This is a genomic window from Rhodovibrio sodomensis, assembly GCF_016583645.1.
GTDB lineage: Bacteria > Pseudomonadota > Alphaproteobacteria > Kiloniellales > Rhodovibrionaceae > Rhodovibrio > Rhodovibrio sodomensis.
The window spans coordinates 33,864-53,114 of record NZ_NRRL01000022.1; the positions used below are offsets into that span (position 1 = coordinate 33,864).

Annotated in this window: 18 protein-coding genes; 8 read left to right on the top strand and 10 right to left on the bottom strand. The window is 70.8% G+C overall.

Annotated elements, in window-relative coordinates:
- Window positions 1-733 precede the first annotated feature (733 nt).
- Window positions 734-1,336, top strand: a complete 603-nt coding sequence (locus CKO28_RS10370; protein WP_200340704.1) for a helix-turn-helix transcriptional regulator — start codon at window positions 734-736, stop codon at window positions 1,334-1,336.
- A 50-nt stretch (window positions 1,337-1,386) separates the two neighbouring features.
- Here CKO28_RS10370 and CKO28_RS10375 read toward each other — a convergent pair whose 3' ends face one another.
- The 3 genes from CKO28_RS10375 to CKO28_RS10385 form a co-directional block, all read right to left on the bottom strand.
- Window positions 1,387-1,704, bottom strand: coding sequence for an AzlD family protein (locus CKO28_RS10375; RefSeq protein ID WP_200340705.1), 318 nt, complete (start codon window positions 1,702-1,704; stop codon window positions 1,387-1,389).
- On the bottom strand, window positions 1,694-2,434 hold the full coding sequence (locus CKO28_RS10380; protein ID WP_200340706.1) for an AzlC family ABC transporter permease: 741 nt from the start codon (window positions 2,432-2,434) through the stop codon (window positions 1,694-1,696). The genes CKO28_RS10375 and CKO28_RS10380 overlap by 11 nt, the downstream gene beginning before the upstream one ends.
- 184 nt (window positions 2,435-2,618) lie before the next feature.
- A complete protein-coding gene (locus CKO28_RS10385; protein WP_200340707.1) occupies window positions 2,619-3,599 on the bottom strand; it encodes a glycine betaine ABC transporter substrate-binding protein in 981 nt (326 codons plus the stop codon).
- Window positions 3,600-3,833: 234 nt separating this feature from the next.
- Here CKO28_RS10385 and CKO28_RS10390 point away from each other — a divergent pair, with 234 nt between their 5' ends.
- Both CKO28_RS10390 and CKO28_RS10395 read left to right on the top strand, forming a co-directional pair.
- Window positions 3,834-4,937 carry a TAXI family TRAP transporter solute-binding subunit gene (locus CKO28_RS10390; protein ID WP_200340708.1) on the top strand — a complete coding sequence of 368 codons (1,104 nt, stop codon included), beginning with the start codon at window positions 3,834-3,836 and terminating at the stop codon, window positions 4,935-4,937.
- Window positions 4,938-5,104: 167 nt separating this feature from the next.
- The gene (locus CKO28_RS10395) at window positions 5,105-6,499 is read left to right on the top strand and encodes a leucyl aminopeptidase family protein (protein WP_200340709.1); all 1,395 of its coding nucleotides are present in this window, start codon (window positions 5,105-5,107) and stop codon (window positions 6,497-6,499) included.
- 102 nt (window positions 6,500-6,601) lie between these two features.
- Here CKO28_RS10395 and CKO28_RS10400 read toward each other — a convergent pair whose 3' ends face one another.
- From CKO28_RS10400 to CKO28_RS10415, 4 genes are all read right to left on the bottom strand, one after another.
- The gene (locus tag CKO28_RS10400; RefSeq protein ID WP_200340710.1) at window positions 6,602-7,417 is read right to left on the bottom strand and encodes an SPOR domain-containing protein; all 816 of its coding nucleotides are present in this window, start codon (window positions 7,415-7,417) and stop codon (window positions 6,602-6,604) included.
- A gap of 616 nt (window positions 7,418-8,033) precedes the next feature.
- The gene (locus CKO28_RS10405; protein ID WP_200340711.1) at window positions 8,034-8,441 is read right to left on the bottom strand and encodes a tellurite resistance TerB family protein; all 408 of its coding nucleotides are present in this window, start codon (window positions 8,439-8,441) and stop codon (window positions 8,034-8,036) included.
- Window positions 8,442-8,593: 152 nt separating this feature from the next.
- A complete protein-coding gene (locus CKO28_RS10410; RefSeq protein ID WP_200340712.1) occupies window positions 8,594-8,743 on the bottom strand; it encodes a hypothetical protein in 150 nt (49 codons plus the stop codon).
- Window positions 8,744-11,557, bottom strand: coding sequence for an ATP-dependent DNA helicase (locus CKO28_RS10415; RefSeq protein ID WP_200340713.1), 2,814 nt, complete (start codon window positions 11,555-11,557; stop codon window positions 8,744-8,746). It abuts the gene before it with no gap.
- A 334-nt stretch (window positions 11,558-11,891) separates the two neighbouring features.
- Between CKO28_RS10415 and CKO28_RS10420 the strand changes: the two genes are divergently transcribed.
- The gene (locus CKO28_RS10420; RefSeq protein WP_200340714.1) at window positions 11,892-12,599 is read left to right on the top strand and encodes a PEP-CTERM sorting domain-containing protein; all 708 of its coding nucleotides are present in this window, start codon (window positions 11,892-11,894) and stop codon (window positions 12,597-12,599) included.
- 146 nt (window positions 12,600-12,745) lie between these two features.
- Here the strand turns inward: CKO28_RS10420 and CKO28_RS10425 are convergent, their stop codons facing one another.
- Window positions 12,746-13,072, bottom strand: coding sequence for a helix-turn-helix domain-containing protein (locus tag CKO28_RS10425; protein ID WP_200340715.1), 327 nt, complete (start codon window positions 13,070-13,072; stop codon window positions 12,746-12,748).
- A complete protein-coding gene (locus CKO28_RS10430) occupies window positions 13,062-13,364 on the bottom strand; it encodes a type II toxin-antitoxin system RelE/ParE family toxin (protein ID WP_338050099.1) in 303 nt (100 codons plus the stop codon). The genes CKO28_RS10425 and CKO28_RS10430 overlap by 11 nt, the downstream gene beginning before the upstream one ends.
- A 521-nt stretch (window positions 13,365-13,885) precedes the next feature.
- On the opposite strand from CKO28_RS10430, the gene CKO28_RS10435 reads away from it, so the two are divergent.
- Window positions 13,886-15,538, top strand: coding sequence for a lysine--tRNA ligase (locus CKO28_RS10435; protein ID WP_200340716.1), 1,653 nt, complete (start codon window positions 13,886-13,888; stop codon window positions 15,536-15,538).
- A gap of 307 nt (window positions 15,539-15,845) precedes the next feature.
- On the opposite strand, the gene CKO28_RS10440 is transcribed toward CKO28_RS10435, so the two are convergent.
- The gene (locus CKO28_RS10440) at window positions 15,846-16,478 is read right to left on the bottom strand and encodes a S24 family peptidase (protein ID WP_200340717.1); all 633 of its coding nucleotides are present in this window, start codon (window positions 16,476-16,478) and stop codon (window positions 15,846-15,848) included.
- 142 nt (window positions 16,479-16,620) lie between these two features.
- Between CKO28_RS10440 and CKO28_RS10445 the strand changes: the two genes are divergently transcribed.
- The 3 genes from CKO28_RS10445 to CKO28_RS10455 all read left to right on the top strand — a co-directional run bounded on the left by CKO28_RS10445 (window position 16,621) and on the right by CKO28_RS10455 (window position 19,226).
- Window positions 16,621-16,986: a hypothetical protein gene (locus CKO28_RS10445; protein ID WP_200340718.1), complete on the top strand. Its 366-nt coding sequence runs from the start codon at window positions 16,621-16,623 to the stop codon at window positions 16,984-16,986.
- Window positions 16,983-17,450: a hypothetical protein gene (locus tag CKO28_RS10450; protein WP_242480473.1), complete on the top strand. Its 468-nt coding sequence runs from the start codon at window positions 16,983-16,985 to the stop codon at window positions 17,448-17,450. The genes CKO28_RS10445 and CKO28_RS10450 overlap by 4 nt, the downstream gene beginning before the upstream one ends.
- A gap of 87 nt (window positions 17,451-17,537) precedes the next feature.
- Window positions 17,538-19,226 carry a portal protein gene (locus CKO28_RS10455; RefSeq protein ID WP_338050100.1) on the top strand — a complete coding sequence of 563 codons (1,689 nt, stop codon included), beginning with the start codon at window positions 17,538-17,540 and terminating at the stop codon, window positions 19,224-19,226.
- Window positions 19,227-19,251 lie beyond the last annotated feature (25 nt).

Genomic DNA, 19,251 nt, shown 5'->3' on the forward strand with positions numbered 1-19,251 from the left:
GTAGGTCTGCATGCCACGATGTTGCCTTGGTTCGCGTCCTCCGGTTCCTCGGGCCCGTCGACGGCGGCGCCGGCGGCTTGGTCACGCGGCCGGCCCGGAACTGACCCGGCGGTTGACCCCAAAGCCCTGGATTAAGGATGGGTGGGCCGCGGTTTGCCGGCAAGCGCACCCATGCGTCTTGGCCTCGGACTAGTATGCCATCATGTGGCGGTTGATATGAGCCTAATCGTGACCCTCGCGGCCGGGATGCGGTGCGCCCGTACAGCCGGGCCCGGCCGGACGTACACCGCCAGACCCGGCCGCCCACGACTCGCGGATACGGGAGTCCGGTCCCCGGTTGTGCCTTGAAGGCCAAAAACGCGCGCATCCATCCGGCGTTGCAGGCTGTCCGCGACTACCCCTTCTGCGCTAGCGTCAGGCTTGGCAAAAATGTGGTAGGAAGCCCGTGGTCGGCGTACGGTCCCGCGTGGTCTCCTGGGGCAAGCCGCGGCGCCGCACCGTCGTGTCGATGTGCAACGAAGTGTCCGCCGCTCGTCGGGCGCAGTGTAGGCCGGAACAGAATGTCCAACGCGAACGACCAGACCGCCGGGTTTCCTGCCCAGACCGTCGGGTTTCCTGCCCAAGCCGCCGGGTTTCCTGCCGGGACATCCGGTGGCTGCGCAGGCCGTCGCCCGCGGCCGCGGAACGATGATGATGTACGGGCCGATGGCGGGGCCGGGGAGGCCGTCGCGGCATGATCGTGCCGAGCGCGTCCATGGCGCTGATCGAAAACCTCCCGGTCAGCGTCGTGTTGCTGAACCGCGACCTAGAGGTGCTGCACACCAACCTGTTCGCCGGCCATTACCTGACCTCGCAGGAAACCCTGACGGTCAAGGACGGGTACCTCACCTGCAAGGACCCGGAAAACACCAGGATGATCGCCCGTTCGGTGCAGCGCGCCTGCGACGCCGAGACCGACGACGGGGGCGCGGTGGTGACCTCGCTGTACGATCACAAGTCGCTGAACCGGGTGATCCTGAAGATCGTCGCGATCAACGAATACTGGCTTGCCGCGACCGACGCCGGGCCGAACGAACAGGTCGTCGCGGTGATGATCGAGTTCGGCCAGCTCTCCGACACCGGCGCGCAGGGACTGCTCGACACCTTCGAGCTGTCGCCGGCGGAGTTCGACATCCTGAAGAAGCTGGCGAGCGGGCTGGTGCCCAAGCAGATCGCCTACGAGCGCGGCAGCGAACTGTGGACCGTGCGCACGCACATCCGCAACATCAAGGCGAAGATGGACTGCCGCACGGACAACGAGCTGATCATCCTGTTCAACCGGTTCGCGCGGTTCTAGAACAAGATCGAAGAAACACCAGTCCGGGCCGACGTGGCTTACGGGGCGGGCTAGAACAGCCCCAAATGGCGCAGACCGGCGGCCAGCGCCACGGCCGCCGCGATCGCGGGGATGCTCTGCTTGGTCGCCAGCACCACGGCGACCGCGGCCAGGATCGCGAGGGCGGTGACCGGGCCGCCCTGGACCGCCATCGCGACCACCAGCGAGATCAGGATCGAGCCCGCCAGGGATTCCAGGAAACGCTCGATCCGCGGGGTCAGCGGGACCCGGCCGGCCAGGAACAGCCCGCCCGCGCGCAGCAGGTAAGTGGCCACCGCCATCAGGCCGATCACCGCGTACGGGCCGAGGCCGAGCGAGTCACCGTCCATCGCGCAGGGCTCCCGTCAGGCCGCCGGCGATTCCGCCCAGGATCACGAACCACATCCCGGGCAGCAGCTGCGAGGCGGCGAGCGCCGCCGCCGCGGCCACGCCCCAGGGCAGGGCGTCGGCCGGTCCGCGCCACATGCCGGTCAGCATCACCGCGAAGAAGGCTGGCATCAAAACGTCGATGCCCCAGCGCGCGGGGTCGCCGATTCCCCCGCCCAGCATGAAACCGGCGATGGTACCGGCGAGCCAGACGACCCAGAACACCAAGCCGGCGCCGATGATGTAGCCGGCGTCGTCCATGCCTTGGTCGAACTCCTTGAGCGACTTCGCCCAGACCGGGTCGACCAGGAAGAACAGGCTGGGGTAGACCTTCCAGGCCGGCAGGTGCGCCATCCAGGGCCGCAGCGCCGCCCCCATCAACAGGAACCGGGAATTGACCGCGATCGTGGCAAGCAGGATGGAAAACACCGGTAGCGGCTCCTGCCACAGGCCGAGGGCGGCGAACTGAGAGGCGCCGGCGAACACCAGCGCCGTCATCAGCCCGGTGCCCAGCACGTCCATACCGGCCTGTTGCGCGGCGACCCCGAAGGCGACCGCGAACGGACCCACCGCGCTCACCGCCAGTAACGCCATCTCGCGTGCGCCCCGACGCATGCCGCCGAGGCCGAAGCCGATCCGCTCGCGCGTGGGGCGGCGTTCGGACCCGGCTGTCTGCTGGCCGCTGTTCGGCATGACGTCTCGATCCAGGGATGGGGCGCCGGTCGGGATGGGCGGGACGGCGTGTACCGGATGGGAATCCGCGACCTCTCATAGCATAGGGCGGATCGACAACCGACCCGCCCCACGCGGGTCAGCCTTGCCGCAACCGCACGTCTGGCCGCGCGTCCCCTGCGCCAAGACCGTGCAAGGGGCCGCGTCAGCGCCCGATCCGCCCGGTCACCCAGTAGGCGACGCGGTGGTCATGCCGGGCCATGAAACGCGCGACCGCGGCGTCGACACCGCGGTCGTGCGCGGCCATCACCAGGTCCTGCAGCATCGCTGGCGGCAGGCTGATGCGCGAGAGCACCTGGGCGGCCCATGGGTGGTCGGCGGTAAACGCCTCCCGGCCCAGGATACGGATGCGCTGCGGACCGCCGAAGGCACCTTTCGGGTCCGCCAGGAAGCGCACGTCGAGCGCACCCAAGATCCAGTGCGGCTGCCGCCCGGTCGCGATCACCGGCTCGCCGCGCCGGGCGGCGCGCTTGAGCGCGAGCGTGGCCCCGGCGCGGCTGGACGGATCGAGCGACCAGCCATTCAGGCGATAGGCCCTGAGCGCGCGTTCGGATAAACGCATCACGCCGGACCCGGCCTCTCCGCCATGCACCTTGCCGGCGAAACGGGCGCGTACCGCGGGCGTGCGTAGGTCGTCCAGGCCGCGTACCGTCTGCGCCGCCGGGCCGCCGGGCACCAGCCAGCCGACCCGTGCGCGGTGGCTGAGCGTACCGAGCGAGTCCACCCGGCCGCCCAGACGGCGCAGGAAGGCCGCATGCGTGTCCGGCGTCCAGGCGCCGGGGAACACGTCGATCCGCTCGCCGCCCAGCGCGCTGTACAGGAATGCGACATCCGCCAGCACCAGCCGCACCCGGTAGCCCAGACGCCGGCGCAGCACCGCCGCGATCAGTTCGGCCGTCACCGTGCCGGTCACGCTCGCGGTGTGGCCCAGCTGAATGCTGTTCGAGGCCGCCGGATACGCCTGGCGGATCGGCGCGACCTGGGTGCTGCCCCGCGGCTGCGCGCCGGCGCCCGCGACGCCGGCGGCGATCAGCAAGAGGCTCGCGGCGGTCGCCGTCCGGCGCAGCCGCCAGCAACGCGGGCGAGGCTGGATCAGGGTCGGGAGCCGGAGACGGGAACGCGCCATACCCGTGGATATGCCGGTGCGACCGGTCGCGGGCAAGTCGCCGGCCCGCGATGCAACTGGCGGCGATGCGGCGTAGCTGCTAAACTTCGCGGTCAGAAGCGGCCGGCGCGCGCGCGACCGCCAAACTCCTCTCTGGCCGAGCGACCATGCGGTGCCGGACGCGCGCCGCCGCGACGGCCGCTCTTGTTCGCCGCCCCAATTTCACCGCCCCAAGTTCGCCGGGAGGGCCGAGCCGTGACCCAGCGCCGCCGCGCCGACCGATGCAACCGGCCCGCCGATCCGGGCCAAGCCGGCGCCGGTGTGGACCGCGGCCGGCGGCGACTGCTGGGCGCTCTGGCGGCGGGCGCGGGGGCTCTGCTGCTGCCCACCGGGCTGCGCGCGCAGGGTGACGGCACGCAGCGGCTGCGGTTCTTCCGGATCGGCACAGCCAGCACCGCCGGCACCTACTACCCGATCGGCGGCATCATCGCGAACGCGATCAGCAACCCGCCCGGCAGCCGTTCCTGCGACACCGGCGGCAGCTGCGGCGTGACCGGGATGATCGCGGTCGTGCAGTCGACCGAGGGGTCGGTCGACAACGTCCAGTTGATCCACCAGGGTCAGCTGGAGTCCGGCTTCGCCCAGGCCGATGTCGCGTTCTGGGCGTACAAGGGTCGGGGCCTGTTCGCCGAGCGCGGGCCGATGCAAAACCTGCGCGCGATCGCGAACCTGTACCCGGAGGCGCTGCACCTTGTGGTCCGGCGCGACGCGGGCGTGCTCGAGGTCGGCGATCTGGCCGGCAAGCGGATCTCGCTCGATCAGCAGGGGTCGGGCACGCGGGTCGACGCCGAGCTGATCCTGAAGGCTTACGGCCTGTCGCCGGACGACCTCGCGGAGGCGAGCAGCCTGCCTGCCGGACCGGCCGCGGACGCGGTGCGCCGCGGCGAGTTGGACGGCTTCTTCTTCGTCGCCGGCACGCCGGCCAACGCGGTCGCCACGCTCGCCGCCGAGGTCGGCGTCACCCTGGTGCCGATCGAGGGCGAGCCGGCCGCGCGGCTGCGCGCGGAGTATCCCTTCTTCGCGGCCCATGGCATTCCCGCCGGCACCTACCAGAACGTGCCGCAAACCCCGACCCTGGCGGTCGGCGCGCAGTGGCTGGTGCGTGCCGAGGCGGACGACGATACGATCTACGAGATCACCCAGGCGCTCTGGCATCCGAGCACCCGACAGCTGCTCGACAGCGGGCACCCCAAGGGCTCGCGTATCCGTCTGGAGACCGCACTCGACGGGCTGGGCGTGCCGCTGCACGCCGGTGCACGCAAGTATTACCTCGAGCGCGACCTGATCCCGACCGAATAGCGGGTCGCCGGCGGTTCCCCGTCACCGACTTTCCCAGCCGCAAGCGACCTTCCCAGCCGCAAGCAGGCTTTATCGCCGGCGCGCCCTGCGCTAAGCCGCGTGCGCGGGGACGCGCATGCCCGCCCCGACCGTTCATCCGTCCGCACGCTGCACGAGGCCCAAGCCCCATGGATCTCAGCCCCTACCTGGTCGAGGCGGCCGACGAGTCGACGCTGCCGATCACCCCGCTCGGCGCTAGCCAGCTGAACGACTGGCTGGCCGGACAGCCCAGCTTCGTGGCGGCCTGGGTGCAGTCCAGCGGGTTCACCGGCAAATCGGGCAGCCACGCCCTGGTGCCCGGCAGCGACGGGCCGCTGGCGCGCGTCCTGGTCGGGGTCGACGACATCGAGGATCCCTGGGCGTTCGCCGGCCTGCCCACCGCCCTGCCGCGCCGGCGCTACCGCTTGGACGGCGACTACGACCGCCGCGCGGCGGAGCGGGCGGCGCTGGGCTGGCTGCTCGGCTGCTACGCGTTCGAGCGGTACCGCAAGCGCGACAGCGCGCCGGCCAGTCTGGTCCGCCCCCCGGCCGCCGACCGTGCGCGCGTGCTGCGGCTGGCGCAGGCGACCGCGCTGACCCGCGACCTGATCAACACGCCGGCCAGCGACCTCGGTCCCGAGGCGCTGGGTGAGGCCGTCCGCGCGGAGGGCAAGCGCTACGGCGGGAAGACCGCCACGATCCAGGGCGAGCAGCTGCTCAAGCGCAACTATCCGGCGATCCACGCGGTCGGCCGCGCGGCGGCGCAGGAGCCGCGGCTGGTCGATCTGCGCTGGAACAACGGCGACGGACCGCAGCTCACCATCGTCGGCAAGGGCGTGACCTTCGACACCGGCGGTCTGGACCTGAAGTCGTCCGCCGGCATGAAGCTGATGAAGAAGGACATGGGCGGCGCGGCGCACGCACTGGCGCTCGCCAAGCTGGTGATGGACGCGGAACTGCCGGTGTCGCTGCGGCTCCTGATCCCGGCGGTCGAGAATAGCGTGTCCGCCGATGCCTTCCGGCCGCAGGACGTGATCCAGACCCGCAAGGGCAAGACGGTGGAGATCGGCAACACCGACGCCGAGGGCCGTCTCGTCCTCGCCGACGCCCTGGCGGAGGCGGAGCGCGACGCCCCCGAGCTGCTGATCGACTTCGCGACCCTGACCGGCGCGGCGCGGGTCGCCCTGGGCCCGGACGTCCCGGTCCTGTTTTCCAACGACGACGGCTTGGCGGACCGGCTGGCGCGCGCCGCGGCGTCGGAACGCGATCCGCTGTGGCGGCTGCCGCTGCACGAGGACTACCGCAGCTGGCTGGACTCCAAGGTCGCAGACCTGGTCAACGTGCCGGACAACAGCTTCGGCGGCGCGATCACGGCGGCCCTGTTCCTGCGCGAGTTCGTGCCCGCCAATACCGCCTGGGCGCACTACGACCTGATGGCCTGGAACCAGTCCGCGAAGCCGGGCCGGCCGCAGGGCGGCGAGGCCATGGCCCTGCGCGCCACCTTCGCCGCCGTGCAGAGCTGGCTGGCCGAGCGCGAAGGCTGAGCCTTGGCGCGCGCGCCAGCTTAGTCAGGAGACCCTTGCACCATCGCCGGCGCCAGCCGTGACGGATGCTACTCAAAAACGACGCCGTCCGCGATCTGGCCCCTAATTCCGGACCGGCCAGGTCTCGACGCCGACGTCGCGGGCGAGCTGGCGGGCGTAGGCCATCGCGGCCGGGCGGGCGTCGAACTGGCCCAGGCGGATCATGTAGAGCCGGCTGCGGGTGGCGAAGGCGTGGACGATCCGAACGTCGTAGCCGGCCTGGCTCAGCCGGGCGGCGCGCTCGACCGCGTTCTCGCGCAGCCGGAACGCGCCGACCTGCACGCTGTAGCGCGCCGCGTCGCCTTGGCCCGCGCCGTTCAGCGTCGGCGAGACCACCGACCGGGGCACCGGCGGGGGCATCGGGTTGGCGGCGGCTGCCTGGGAGCCCGGCCCGTCGGTCCGCGCGGCAAGCTGGACGGGTGGCACGTCAGCGGTTGCTTCGTCGGGTGCGGTGTCGACGCTGCCGGTTTCGCCGCCGTTCGCCGCCTGCGTCACGGGCGCCGCGGGCGCGGCCGGGGGGTCGCTCGCGGATGGCGCCCGGGCGGCGTCGGCGGGCGCGCTCGGCTGCGCCGGCCCGGTGGCGAGCAAGCGCGCGGCGAGCTGGCGGACGCGGGGATCGATCTCGCCGGATCGCCCGGCCGTCGCGGCGGGCGCCGGCGGGTGCGGCAGGTCACCCGTGTGCAGGACGGCGGTGCGCACCGGGCGCACGCCCGGGCCGGCTGTCTGGACATACCAGCCGACCAGCGCCGCGCCGGCGAGCAGGAGCAGCCAGGCCGCCGCCAGCAGCCCGTAGCCCTGCCGCGGGCTGCCAGGCCCGCGTCCGGATCCCGGTTGGGACCCGCCTCGGGACCGTGGATCGGTGCTGTCTTGCGCCGGCATCGGCCGTCTCTCCCTCTCCTGCACGTCGACACCGCGTGTGTACGATAAATCCCCGCGAGGCGGAAGATGATGCGATCGCCCACACGGGCGGGTAGCATTCGGGTCCGTTGATAGCGCCACGCATGGCCCGCGCAACCGGACCGCTGCGTACCGGATTCCAGGGGTCCGCCCGTGCAGCCGGACGACATGATGGCGATCGTGGGCGAGTTCGACGCCCTGGCCGGCCGTTAGGTCTAAATCGTTGAAAATAGGGCAAGATGTTGAAAGGTGTACGCACCTTTCGGGCTGCATCTTGCCGTGTGCTCTAACTGCTTGAAGAGAGCAAGATTCAGCTGAAAGGTGGCTTCACCTTGCAGCATCTTGCTCTGGCGTGTCGAAGCACCCCACACGAATGTCAGGCGAACTGTACGAGTATCCCCTTGCGGGGAAGCCAGGGACCCGCGCCGCGAAGCGGCGTGGGAGGGTGAGGGTGGGACTCTTAACCGTACGCCGGGGCGTCCCACCTTCACCTGGCCTTTCTCCTCAAGGTAGGGGGACCCGATTTCAGCGGCGCGCGCTCACTCAGACGCTCCGGTCGCCCTGAAAATGCCCGGCGGCCCGGTGTCGCCGCCCGGCGCTACAGCGTCATCTGCCGGGCGCGGGTGGCGCGCTCGATCGCGGCGGCTTCCAGGCGGCCGACGGCGAGTTCGTGGCGCAGCATCTCCAACAGCCGCAGCTCCTCCTGTGAGGCGAAGCCGTCGGCCGCGGCGATGTCGCAGGCGAGCGCATAGGCGGTTTCGACCAGCTTGTGCGGCAGCGCCGCCCGGATCGTCTCGATCGCGGTGTCCAGGCCGTTCTGGCCGCGCAGCAGCTCGGCGCAGTCCTGCGCGTAGGTCGACAGCTTGTCGCGGTCGAAGTCGTGGAACACCGGCCAGTGGCCGACGATGTTGCCGATGTGCTCCAGTTCGTCGTCGCTCATTTCCCGGTCCGCGGCGGAGACCAGGACCATGGTGTAGATCAGGGCGGCGTGGTGGTCGATCGGCATCGCAGGACGGCTCGCTTGCGCGGGTGGGTGGACGGCTGGCAGCTATCGCGCGCCCGGCGCGGGCACGTCAATGCGGCACACTGGCCGCTATACGTTTGCGCGGCCCCGCCGGACCGGTGGGGTGACGGGTGTGGAGGCGGGTCCCCTCTCCTTCAATCGAACGAGAGGACCAGGGTGAGGTAGCTCTGCACAGCCGTGCCGCGCCGAAGGGCCGTCTTGGCGGTGTTCACGCCCGCGATGATCGCGGCGACCACCTCCGCCTGTCCCCCTCCTCCCAGCGGAGGAAGGGGCGCCGCGGTCATCTAGCTCTCCCCGTCCGTCTTCAGAAACCCGCGCGTGAGAAACCCGCGCGTGCGCCGGACCGCCTCGGCGAGGCCGACGCGTTCGACCTCCACGCCCTCGGGGAACGCGCCGGTCAGGCGGGTCGGCATCATCGGGTCGAGCAGGACGAACACGCCGTGGTCGTCGCCCTTGCGGATCAGCCGGCCGAACGCCTGCTTCAGGCGCAGGCGGGTCAGCATGTCGTCGTAGCGCCGCTTGCCGAACAGCTCGCGCCGGGCCTTGTGGCGGATGTCGGGGCGCGGCCAGGGAACCCGGTCGAACACGATCAAACGGAGCGAGCGCCCCGGCACGTCGACGCCGTCGCGCACCGCGTCGGTGCCCAAGAGGCAGGCGTCCTCCTCCGCCCGGAAGATGTCCACGAGCGTCGAGACATCGAGCCCGTCGACGTGCTGGGCGAACAGCGACAGCCCGGTCTCCTCCAGCGCCGGGCCGATCTGTTCGTGCACCCGGCGCAGCCGGCTGATCGCCGTGAACAGGCCGAGCGCGCCGCCGTGGGCCGCCAGGAACAGTTCGCGGTAGGCGGCGGCGACCTGGGTCAGGTCGTCCTTGCGCACGTCGGTCACCACCAGCACGCGGGTGTTGGCCGGGTAGTCGAACGGCGACTTCACCTCCGCCCGGATCGCGGGCGCGGGCAGGTGGCTGGCGCCGGTGCGCAGCTCCGCGGCGGCCCAGTCGCTTTCCCGGTCGCCGGAGCCGTCGGTCAGGGTGGCGGAGGTGATCACCATGCCCTGGCTTGGCTGGGCGACGTACTGCGCGAACGGCTGGGTCGGGTCGACCCAGTGGCGGTGCAGGCCGACGTCGATGTCGCGGCCGTCGGCGCGTTCGACCATCAGCCAGTCGACGAAGGCGTCCGGGCTGGCGGCGTCCTGGGCGGCCTGCAGCATCTGCCGCCAGGCGCTGACCTGGAGTAGCCCGCGCCGGTTGAGCGAACGGCAGGTCGCCTCGATCCGCCGGCGGGTGTCGCTGTCCAGGTCGTCCGCCTCGGCGTCCAGGCGGGCGTGCAGGACGTCGTGCAGGCGCTTCATGGGCCGGTAGAGCGTCTCCAGCGCCTTGTCCAGCTCGCCCGCGCCGTCGACCAGCGGCTGGATCGCGGGCCTGAGCTCGGTCTCCAGGCTGTAGGGATCGCCCGGCCGTGTGACCCGGGCGTAGACCTGCTGGCGGACCGCGGCCAGGAAGCGCTCGCACGGGCCCGCCGCCGCGTCCTCGGTCAGGCGGCCGTGCCAGCCGTCGGCCGGCAGGCAGCGGGCGGCACGCAGGGTTTCCTCCAGCGCCTCCGGCACTTCCGGATCCGCGCCCAGGATGTCCTCGACCCGGCGCTTCAGGCCGCGGATCCGGCTGGACGAGCGGCTGGACCGTTCGGCGCCCAGCAGCCAGCGGCGCAGTTCCACCGTCTCGCGGCCCGACAGGTGCGCGGAAAACGCACTGTCGGCGGCGTCGAACACGTGGTGGCCCTCGTCGAACACGGTGCGCGGCGGGATCGTGCCCTCGTCGCCGCCGCCCAGCGCCGCCTGGATCATCACCAGCGCGTGGTTGGCGACCACGATCTCCGCCCGCCGGGCGCGGCGGATCGAGCCCTCGATGAAGCACTTCTTGTAGTGCGGGCAGGCGGCGTAGATGCACTCCCCGCGCCGGTCGGTCAGGCCCAGCGTGCGCCCGCGCCCGACCAGGTCGGGCAGCCAGCCGGGGAAGTCGCCGCCGACCATGTCGCCGTCGCGGGTGCGCTGGGTCCAGCGCGCCATCAGTCCGACGGCGAGCGCGTCCTGCGCGCGCACCTGCAGGCCGCGCACCGCCTCCTCGTAGTTCAGCAGGCAGAGGTAGTTCTCCCGCCCCTTGCGCACCACGACCTTGCGCTGCTTGTCGCGGATCTCCGGGAACAGGCGGTCGAGCTCGGTGTCGATCTGGTGCTGCAGGTTGCGGGTGAAGGTCGACAGCCAGACCGGGCCCTGGTTCTTCTGCGCCCAGACGCTGGCGGGCGCGACGTAGCCCAGCGTCTTGCCCACGCCGGTGCCGGCCTCCGCCAGCACCAGGTTGGGGCTGTCCTCGGTTTCGCGCGGCTGGAACGCCTGCGAGACGGCGCTGGCGTAGTCCGCCTGCTGCGGGCGCGCCTCCGCGTTCGGGCCCAGCAGCTGCGACAGCCGCCAGCGGGCTTCCTGGGGGCTGACGCCGTCGTTGCCGGGCGGCGCCTCGGGCGCGGCGTCCGACCATTCGCCGAACCGCTCCCAGACACGCAGGCCGACGCCGCGGCGCGGCGGCCCGGCCTCGCTGTCCTCGACGCCGAGCGCGCCCAGCACGTACGGCCCCCATTTCCAGCCCGCGCGCGCCATCGGCCAGGCGATCCCGGCGGCATCGCGGTCGCGCTGGCCGCTTGCCGCCAGTTCGCGCAGCAGCTGCGCCATCGCCCGGTGGAGGGTGTAGGCGGCGGCCTCCAGCTCCGCCGGCCGCGGCAGGTCCAGCGCGTCCGCCAGGCCGCGCGGGGTCGGCGTGCAGAAGCTGGCGGGGCGGACGAAGGCGTAGAGCTCCAGGACGTCGAAGAATTCGAACTCCGGCCGCACCCCCAGCCGCCGCGCGGTCGCCGGGGCGTGGCAGACCAGCGGGGCGGACGCCCGCGCCCGGGCCAGCGCGTCATCGTGCGACAGCCGCTGCACCTCGCCGTCGGTCTCCAGCCAGCCGGCCCCGGACAGCCCAGGTGCCAGCGCCGGGGCGCGCGGCACGCGCAGGCGCCCCTGCGGACGGCTCTCGGACGGGGTGGGGGCGGGCGGCTCGGCGGCGGTCATGGTGCGCGGGAGTATAGGGATCGCTGCAACGCGCTGCCATGGGCCAGATGAGCGTTCGGACCGCGCGTTAAGCATTCCGGGGCGGGCGTTAACCATAACGAACAGCGACGCGGCAGCTGTGTTCGGGGATATCCCGGCATTGTCGGATTATCTTACACGTCGAACGATATTCGTACGTCGGCGCGTATGGCGGCTTTACAGCGGCCGCCCCGGCGCGCGGCGCCACCCGATCTTTCTCGTTACAGAACAGGCTGTTGGCTGTTTGGCACGGTTGTTGAAGGGAACAGCCGGTATTGCTTCGCGTGCACACCGCATCCAGAACAGGAAAGATCCAATGCCCAACTACTCGAAATCGGCTTTCGCCGTCGCCCTGACCGCGACGCTCGCGCTGTCGTCGCCGGCCCTGGCCGGTTTCATCGACTTCGAGGCCGCCCCGTCGCTGGGGCTGTCCGACAACGACGCCGTCATCGGCGCGTATCAGCCGAGCCAGGGCGTGACCTTCAGTGGCGCGGTGCTCGAGCAGATCGACGAGAATCGGCCGGACGGTTTCCTGAACGACCAGCTTGGCGAGCGCGATGCCGCGACCGGGTCGCCGACTCCGGGCCTGGGAACCTATTTCCTGCGCACCCGGACCGACTTCTCCGACCGCAATCCGGGCGACACGTTCCTGTCGATCAGCTACGACAACGCCGAAACCGCGGCGTCCGGCGAGATCTGGGACATCGACGGCAACACGGCCCAGGGGAGCGAGCAGTGGACCGTCGTGTTCAGTCTGTCCGGTACCCAGGTCGCGACGCTGCAAAGCCCCGAGGGCACCACGAACGGCGCCGGCTCGCTGGACGGCCTGCCCTGGCTGTTCGCGTACAGCGGCGCGGCGTTCGACCAGATCGACTTCGTCTTCGCCGGCACCAAGACGACCGGCATCGGTCTGGCGTTCGACAACTTCCGCACCGATACGGTTCCGGTGCCGGCGACCCTGGGCCTGCTCGGCCTGGGTCTGGCCGGGCTGGGCCTGGCGGCGCGCCGCCGCAAGACGGCGTAAGGCTGGATATCGGGTGGGTCAGGTAGGACCCGCTGCACGGCCTTGGTACCCCGGCGCACGCCTGTGCGCCGGGGCTGCCTTTTGCTCTAACTGCTTGAAGAGAGCGCAAGATGCTGAAAGGTGGCTTCACCTTTCAGCATCTTGCCCTAGCGGCTTGCCCGATCGCCCGCGTCGACGAGCCCGATCTCGAGCGAGCGCCCGACGGCGTTCGCGGCTCGCTGGAGGGTGTCGAGTTGAACCTTGGTGTTGTCGGGGTCGAGCAGCCGATCGAGCTGCGCGCGGCTCGTCTCGAGGCGGCGCGCCATCTCGGTCTTGGTGATTTCCTGGTCGGCCATCGCCTGGACCAACTGCCGCGCCACCACGCGCTTCAGCGCGGCGGCGGTCACGGCCGCGTACTGGCCGTCGGCCCGCAGGAAATCGTCGAAGCTGGAGCCGGCGTGGGGATTGCCGCGCGCGGTGTCTTCAGCGGTCATGGCGTTCGAACTCCTTCTTACGGGCGACAGCCATCTCGATTTCGCCTTTCGGCGTCTTCTGAGTTTTCTTCTCGAACCCGTGCAACAGGATCATCTGTCGTTCGCGGATCAGAAAGATCACCCGAGCGATTCGATTGCCGGAGAGCCGGCTGCGGACTTCCCATAGGTTCCTATGACCAGCGATCTGGCGGCATAGCGGCATCCCAATCGGCCAGCTGAACTCGACATCCTTTATGTCGGTGCCGATCCGTCGGCGGTCGTCGGGATCGAGCTGGATGAGCCAGTCTTTCACCGGCTCTCGCCCAGCCGCCGTTCGGAAGAATCGTACGCGGAGCCGCTTTTCTGATCCGGTCACCAGCTTGTCTGGCCCAAAATGTATCTCACAAGGTACATCATGTCCACGTCGATCCGAGTATAAGAACCCGACGCATTCGCCGCCATCGGCGCGGGCACGTGTCCGTAATCATATTTCGCCGGAGACTTTTCCACGAACCCGCGTGCACCAGTTGGAGATGCTTCGACACGCTGGCCCTTCGCCCATGCTCAGGACCAGCTACTCAGAATAAAGCTATGGTTTAAGTGTTTGAATAGGCAAACAGAGTCATCCTAAGCGGGACGCCGACGGCGTCCGTGTCGAGGGATCTCACGCGGGTATTAGGAGAGCCGTGTAAAAGTCTCTTCGGGAGGACCAGAGCCATTATTCGAAGGTTGCGTGCGGAACCGCGCCCATGGCTGACGAACGGCCACTTCGCCCACGTTGACGCCGCATGCCCCGCCGCCTAGCCTTCGCGCGCCCGCGAGAAGCCCCCATTCATGCCGGAAGTGACAGACGTGTCCGAGACGCTTGCCGACCCCGCCCATCGTCGTGACGACATCTCCCGCGAGGAGCTGCGCGCGCTGGCGCTGAACGCCAAGGCGTGGCCGTTCCAAGAGGCGCGCAAGGTGCTGGCGCGGATCGGGGACACGGCGCCCGGCAAGGGCCACGTACTGTTCGAGACCGGCTACGGTCCCTCCGGCCTGCCGCACATCGGCACGTTCGGCGAGGTCGCGCGCACCACCATGGTGCGCCGCGCCTTCCAGGCGATGTCGGACGTGCCCACGCGCCTGGTCTGCTTTTCCGACGACATGGACGGGCTGCGCAAGGTCCCCGACAACATCCCCAACGTCGAGGCGGTGCGCGAACACCTGGGCAAGCCGCTGACCCGGGTCCCCGATCCCTTCGGCACGCACGAAAGCTTCGGCCACCACAACAACGCGCGCCTACAGGGATTCCTCGATTACTTCGGGTTCGATTACGAGTTCGTCTCCGCAACCGACTGCTACGCCTCGGGCCGGTTCGACGACGCGCTGCTCACCGTGCTGCGCCACTACGACGAGGTGATGGCGGTGATGCTGCCGACCCTGGGCAAGGAGCGCCAGCAGACCTACAGCCCGTTCCTGCCGGTCAGCCCGAAGACCGGCCGGGTGCTGCAGGTCCCGGTGCTGGACCGCGATCCGGACGCCGGCACGATCACCTTCGAGGACGAGGACGGCGAGCGCCTGACCCAGCCGGTCACCGGCGGGCACGCGAAGCTGCAGTGGAAGCCGGACTGGGCGATGCGCTGGTTCGCGCTCGACGTCGACTACGAGATGTCGGGCAAGGACCTGATCGACAGCGCCAAGGTCGGCAGCCAGCTGGTCAAGGTCTGGGGCGGCCGCCCGCCCGAGGGCTTCCACTACGAGCTGTTCCTGGACGACCAGGGGGAGAAGATCTCCAAGTCCAAGGGCAACGGGCTGAGCGTCGACGAATGGCTGACCTACGCGCCCTCGGACAGCCTGTCGCTCTACATGTTCCAGAAGCCGGGCTCGGCCAAGAAGCTGTACTTCGACGTGATCCCCAAAACGGTCGACGAGTACCTGACCTTCCTGCGCAAGTTCGACGAGCAGTCCCCGGCCGAGCGGCTGGAGAACCCGGTCTGGCACGTCCACGGCGGCCAGCCGCCGGCGAGCGAGAGCGGGCTGTCGTTCTCGATCCTGCTCAACCTCGCAAGCGCGACCAACACCGACGACCGCGCGGTGCTCTGGGGCTTCATCACCCGCTACGCGCCCGACGCGGGCCCGCAGCAGACCCCGATCCTGGACCGGCTGGTGGGCCACGCGATCCGCTACTACCAGGACTTCGTGAAGCCCCATAAGCGCTACCGCGCGCCGAGCGAGACCGAGCGCGCGGCGCTTCAGGACCTGCGCCAGCGCCTGGACGCGCTGCCGGCGACGGCCGAGGCGGAGGAGATCCAGACGGAAGTCTACGAGGCCGGCAAGGCGCACGGCTTCGAAAAGCTGCGCGACTGGTTCAAGGCGCTCTACGAGATCCTGCTCGGCCAGCAGCAGGGCCCGCGCATGGGCTCCTTCATCGCCCTCTACGGCCTCGCCGAGTTCAAGACCCTGCTCGACCGCGCGCTGAGGGGCGAGGATTTGAGCGGCGGGTAGGGGGCGCGGGCTTTTTCCGACTGCCCGCCCGCGAAAGCGATTCCGTACAATCCCCCTCCTCCCTGTGGGAGGAGGGGCTAGGGGAGGAGGTTGCCGCGCCATCAAGGCCGCGAGCCACCTCCTCACCCTGTCCCTCTCCTCCCATGGGAGGAGAGGGGACCCGCCGCTGTGTCGTGCGGACCCAAGAGATGGCATGAAGCCATGTTATCCTACTGAAATACCCATGGTTTCATCCTGAGGAGCCCGTCCTGAACTTGTCGAAGGCCGGGCGATCGCAGGATCGCTGACGGGTGTCGGAGCGGGCCGGCTACTGGCTCGCCCAGACGATCCGGGCCATGAACGCCAGCTGGTCGAGCGGCACGGTGCGGTCCTCGTGGCTGGCGTTGAGGGAGGCGAGTTCGATCCGGCTGACGGTCTGGCGGACCAGCTGCTTGGCCATCACCTCTCCCTCCGCCGTCTTGACCACCACGCGGTCGCCGCGGCGCACGGCGGCCTGGGGCGAGACCACGATCAGGTCGCCGTCGCGGTAGACCGGTTCCATCGACTCGCCGCTGACCTCGAGCGCGTAGGCGTGCGGGTCGCCGACGTGCGGGAACAGCACTTCGTCCCAGCCGGCGCCGACGGGAAAGCCGGCGTCGTCGAAAAAGCCCTGGCGGCCCGCCTGGGCGTGGCCGATCACCGGGATCCGCTGGGCCAGCGCCTGGCCGGTGTCGTCGCCCAGCAGGCTGACGAAGTCCGCCAGCGAGGTGTTGGTCGCGCGCAGAACCTTGGCGAGCGATTCCGTGCTCGGCCAGCGCGGCTTGCCCTGCGCCGTCATTCGCTTGGACTTGTTGAAGGTGGTCGCGTCCAGCCCGGCCCGGCGGGCCAGCCCGCTGGCCGACAGGCCGTGCGCTTCCGCCAGGCGGTCGATCGCGCGCCAGATGTCCCCGTGCCGCAACATGGGAACATTGTCTTATAGGCTCGGTCGGCATGCATTAGGAATAAAAACCTCTTTTTCCCTTGCGGCGGGACTGCATCCCGATATGTTCTGTTTATGTTCTTAGCGCATCCCGCGCCGGAATGCAACCCACAGGAGAACACGTGTGGCCAAAGATCGATTCATCCCGCGCCCCGCGACCGACGCGGACGGCGAGCCGTTCGCCGACGCCGAGGCCGCCTGGTTCTGGTACGTGCAGTGCCGGCTGGCCCAGCTCGACGGCGCGCGGGTCGGCGCCCGGGCTGGGGCGGTGGCCCGGCCGTGCGAGCCGCTCGACGTGCTCGCGGTGGTCGACCGCCTGTACCGCCGCCGCCGGCTGGTGCGCGAGCATCTGCACGTGCTGGCCGACTACGGCCGGCGCCTGCTGCCGCCCGACCCGGACAGCCGGCGGGAGCGGCGCGCCGCCCAGCTGTGGGGGGAAGCGCTGGGCGAGCTGACCCCGGCGCTGCGCGCCAAGGGAATCGTGGCGTGAGCGCGCGGCCGCACGAGTCCCCTGCGGGGCCGGCGCCGGGCGCGGATCCGGCGGACTGGCTGCCGCCGGTGGCCGTGGTCGCGTTCTCCGGCCGGGCGGATCTGTGGTGGCTGCCGCTGCTCAAGCCCGGCTTCCGGCACTGCCTGGTCGCGCTCGCGCAGCCCGGCGGCGGATGGATCCTGCTCGATCCAATGGCGCATGCCACGCGCGTGGCGATCGTGTCCGGCGGGGCCGATCCGCTGGACTGGTTCCTGGCGCACGGGCTGCTGCCGGTCCCGGTACGCCCCGCACCCCCCGCACGGCGCGCGGCCCCCTGGGCGCCGTTCACCTGCGTCGAGGCGGTCAAGCGGGCGCTCGGCCTGCGCGCGCGGTTCGTGCTTACGCCCTGGCAGCTGTTCCGATACCTCACACGGTCCGAGAAAAAAGTCCTTGACATGTGCCCTAATATAGGAATACGATCATAGCCGTACACACCAGAAGTGCGTTCCGACCCAAGCGCCGCCCGCGATCCGATCCGCGGGCGGCGCTTTTTTGTGCCCTGACCCGGGTAGGTGGGGCGGATCGCACGCGCCAACCGCGAGGAGCCGCATGGGCATCTTCTTCCCCAGTCCGCCATCGCCGCCGCGCCGGCCGGGGTGGCGGCGTCCCGCGCCGGGCCGACCGCGACCGGCCGACCGGCCGGCGACGGCGGTCCGACGGAACCGGCGCCCAAACACGATCCCGCCGACCTGCTCGCCCGCTACCGTCGGGCGCACGACCGGCGGGCGCCGTGGGAAGCCCACTGGCGGGACTGCATCGCCTACACCCTGCCGCAGCGCGACGGCGCGGTCGCACCGGCCGATCCCGGCCAGCGCGCCACCGAAAGGATCTTCGACGCGACCGCCGGCGATGCGGCGGAGCAGCTCGCCGCCAGCCTGCTGGCCGAGCTGACGCCGCCCTGGTCGCGCTGGATCGGGCTCGCGCCCGGACCCGGCCTGGACGACGCCGAGGCGGCCCGTCTGGCGCCGCGGCTGGCGGACGCGGAGGCCGTGCTGCAGGGCCATTTCGACCGTTCCAACTTCGCGGTCGAGATGCATCAGTGCTTCCTCGATTTGGTCGTGCTGGGCACCGCCTGCCTGTCGTTCGAGGAGGCGGCGCTGGGATCGCCCAGCGCGTTCCGCTTCACCGCCGTGCCGCTGCGCGAGGCGGTGCTGGCGGAGGGGCCGGACGGCCAGCTCGACGTCACCTACCGGCGCAGTGAATTGACGGGCGCGCAGCTGGTCGGCCGGTTCGGCCGGGCGCAGGCGCCGGAGGCCGCGCTGGCCGGGGCGTCCGACGCCGAGGGGCAGCGCTTTCCGGTGGTCGAGGCGGTGCTGCCCGACGGCAGCGCCTACGACTACGCCGCCGTGCTCGACGCGGCCGCCGGCGACGGCCCGCGGGTGCTGGCGGAGGGGCGGTTCGGCCGCTCCCCGTTCGTCAACTTCCGCTGGATGAAGGCGCCGGGGGAGGTCTACGGCCGCTCGCCCGTGATGCGCGCGCTGCCCGACATCCGCACCGCCAACAAGGTGGTCGAGCTGACGCTCAAGAACGCGTCGATCGCGGTCACCGGGATCTGGCAGGCGGACGACGACGGCGTGCTCAACCCCGCGACCGTGCGCCTGGTGCCGGGCACGATCATCCCCAAGGCGGTCGGCTCCAGCGGGCTGACCCCGCTCGCCGCGCCCGGGCAGTTCGACGTCTCCGAACTGGTGCTGTCCGATCTGCGCGACCGGATCCAGCGCACCCTCCTGACCGGCCAGCTGGGCCAGCCGGCCAGCCCGCACATGACCGCGACCGAGGTGCTGGAACGTAGCCAGGAAACCGCGCGCGTGCTGGGCGCGACCTACGGCCGGCTGCAGGCGGAACTGCTGACCCCGCTGGTCGCCCGGGCGCTCTCGATCCTGTCGCGCCGCGGCGAGGTCGACGGCCTCAGCCTGGACGGCCGGACGGTGCAGCTGCAGCTGCGCGCGCCGCTCGCCCAGCTGCAGGCGCAGAAGGACGTCGCCAACACCGTCGGCTGGATCGAACGGGTCGCCGCCCTGGGCGACGCGGGGCTGGCGACCGTCGACCTCGCCGCCGCCGCGCGCTGGATCGGCGAAACCATGGGCGTGCCGGCCGAGCTGATCCGGCCCGAACCACCAACCGCGCCGCCCGACGCACGACCGCCGGCCGAACCACCGCGGGGCGCGCCGACGCCGGCCGGGCAGGTGGGCGATGTCTGACGCGCCCCCGCCCCAGGCGCCCCAG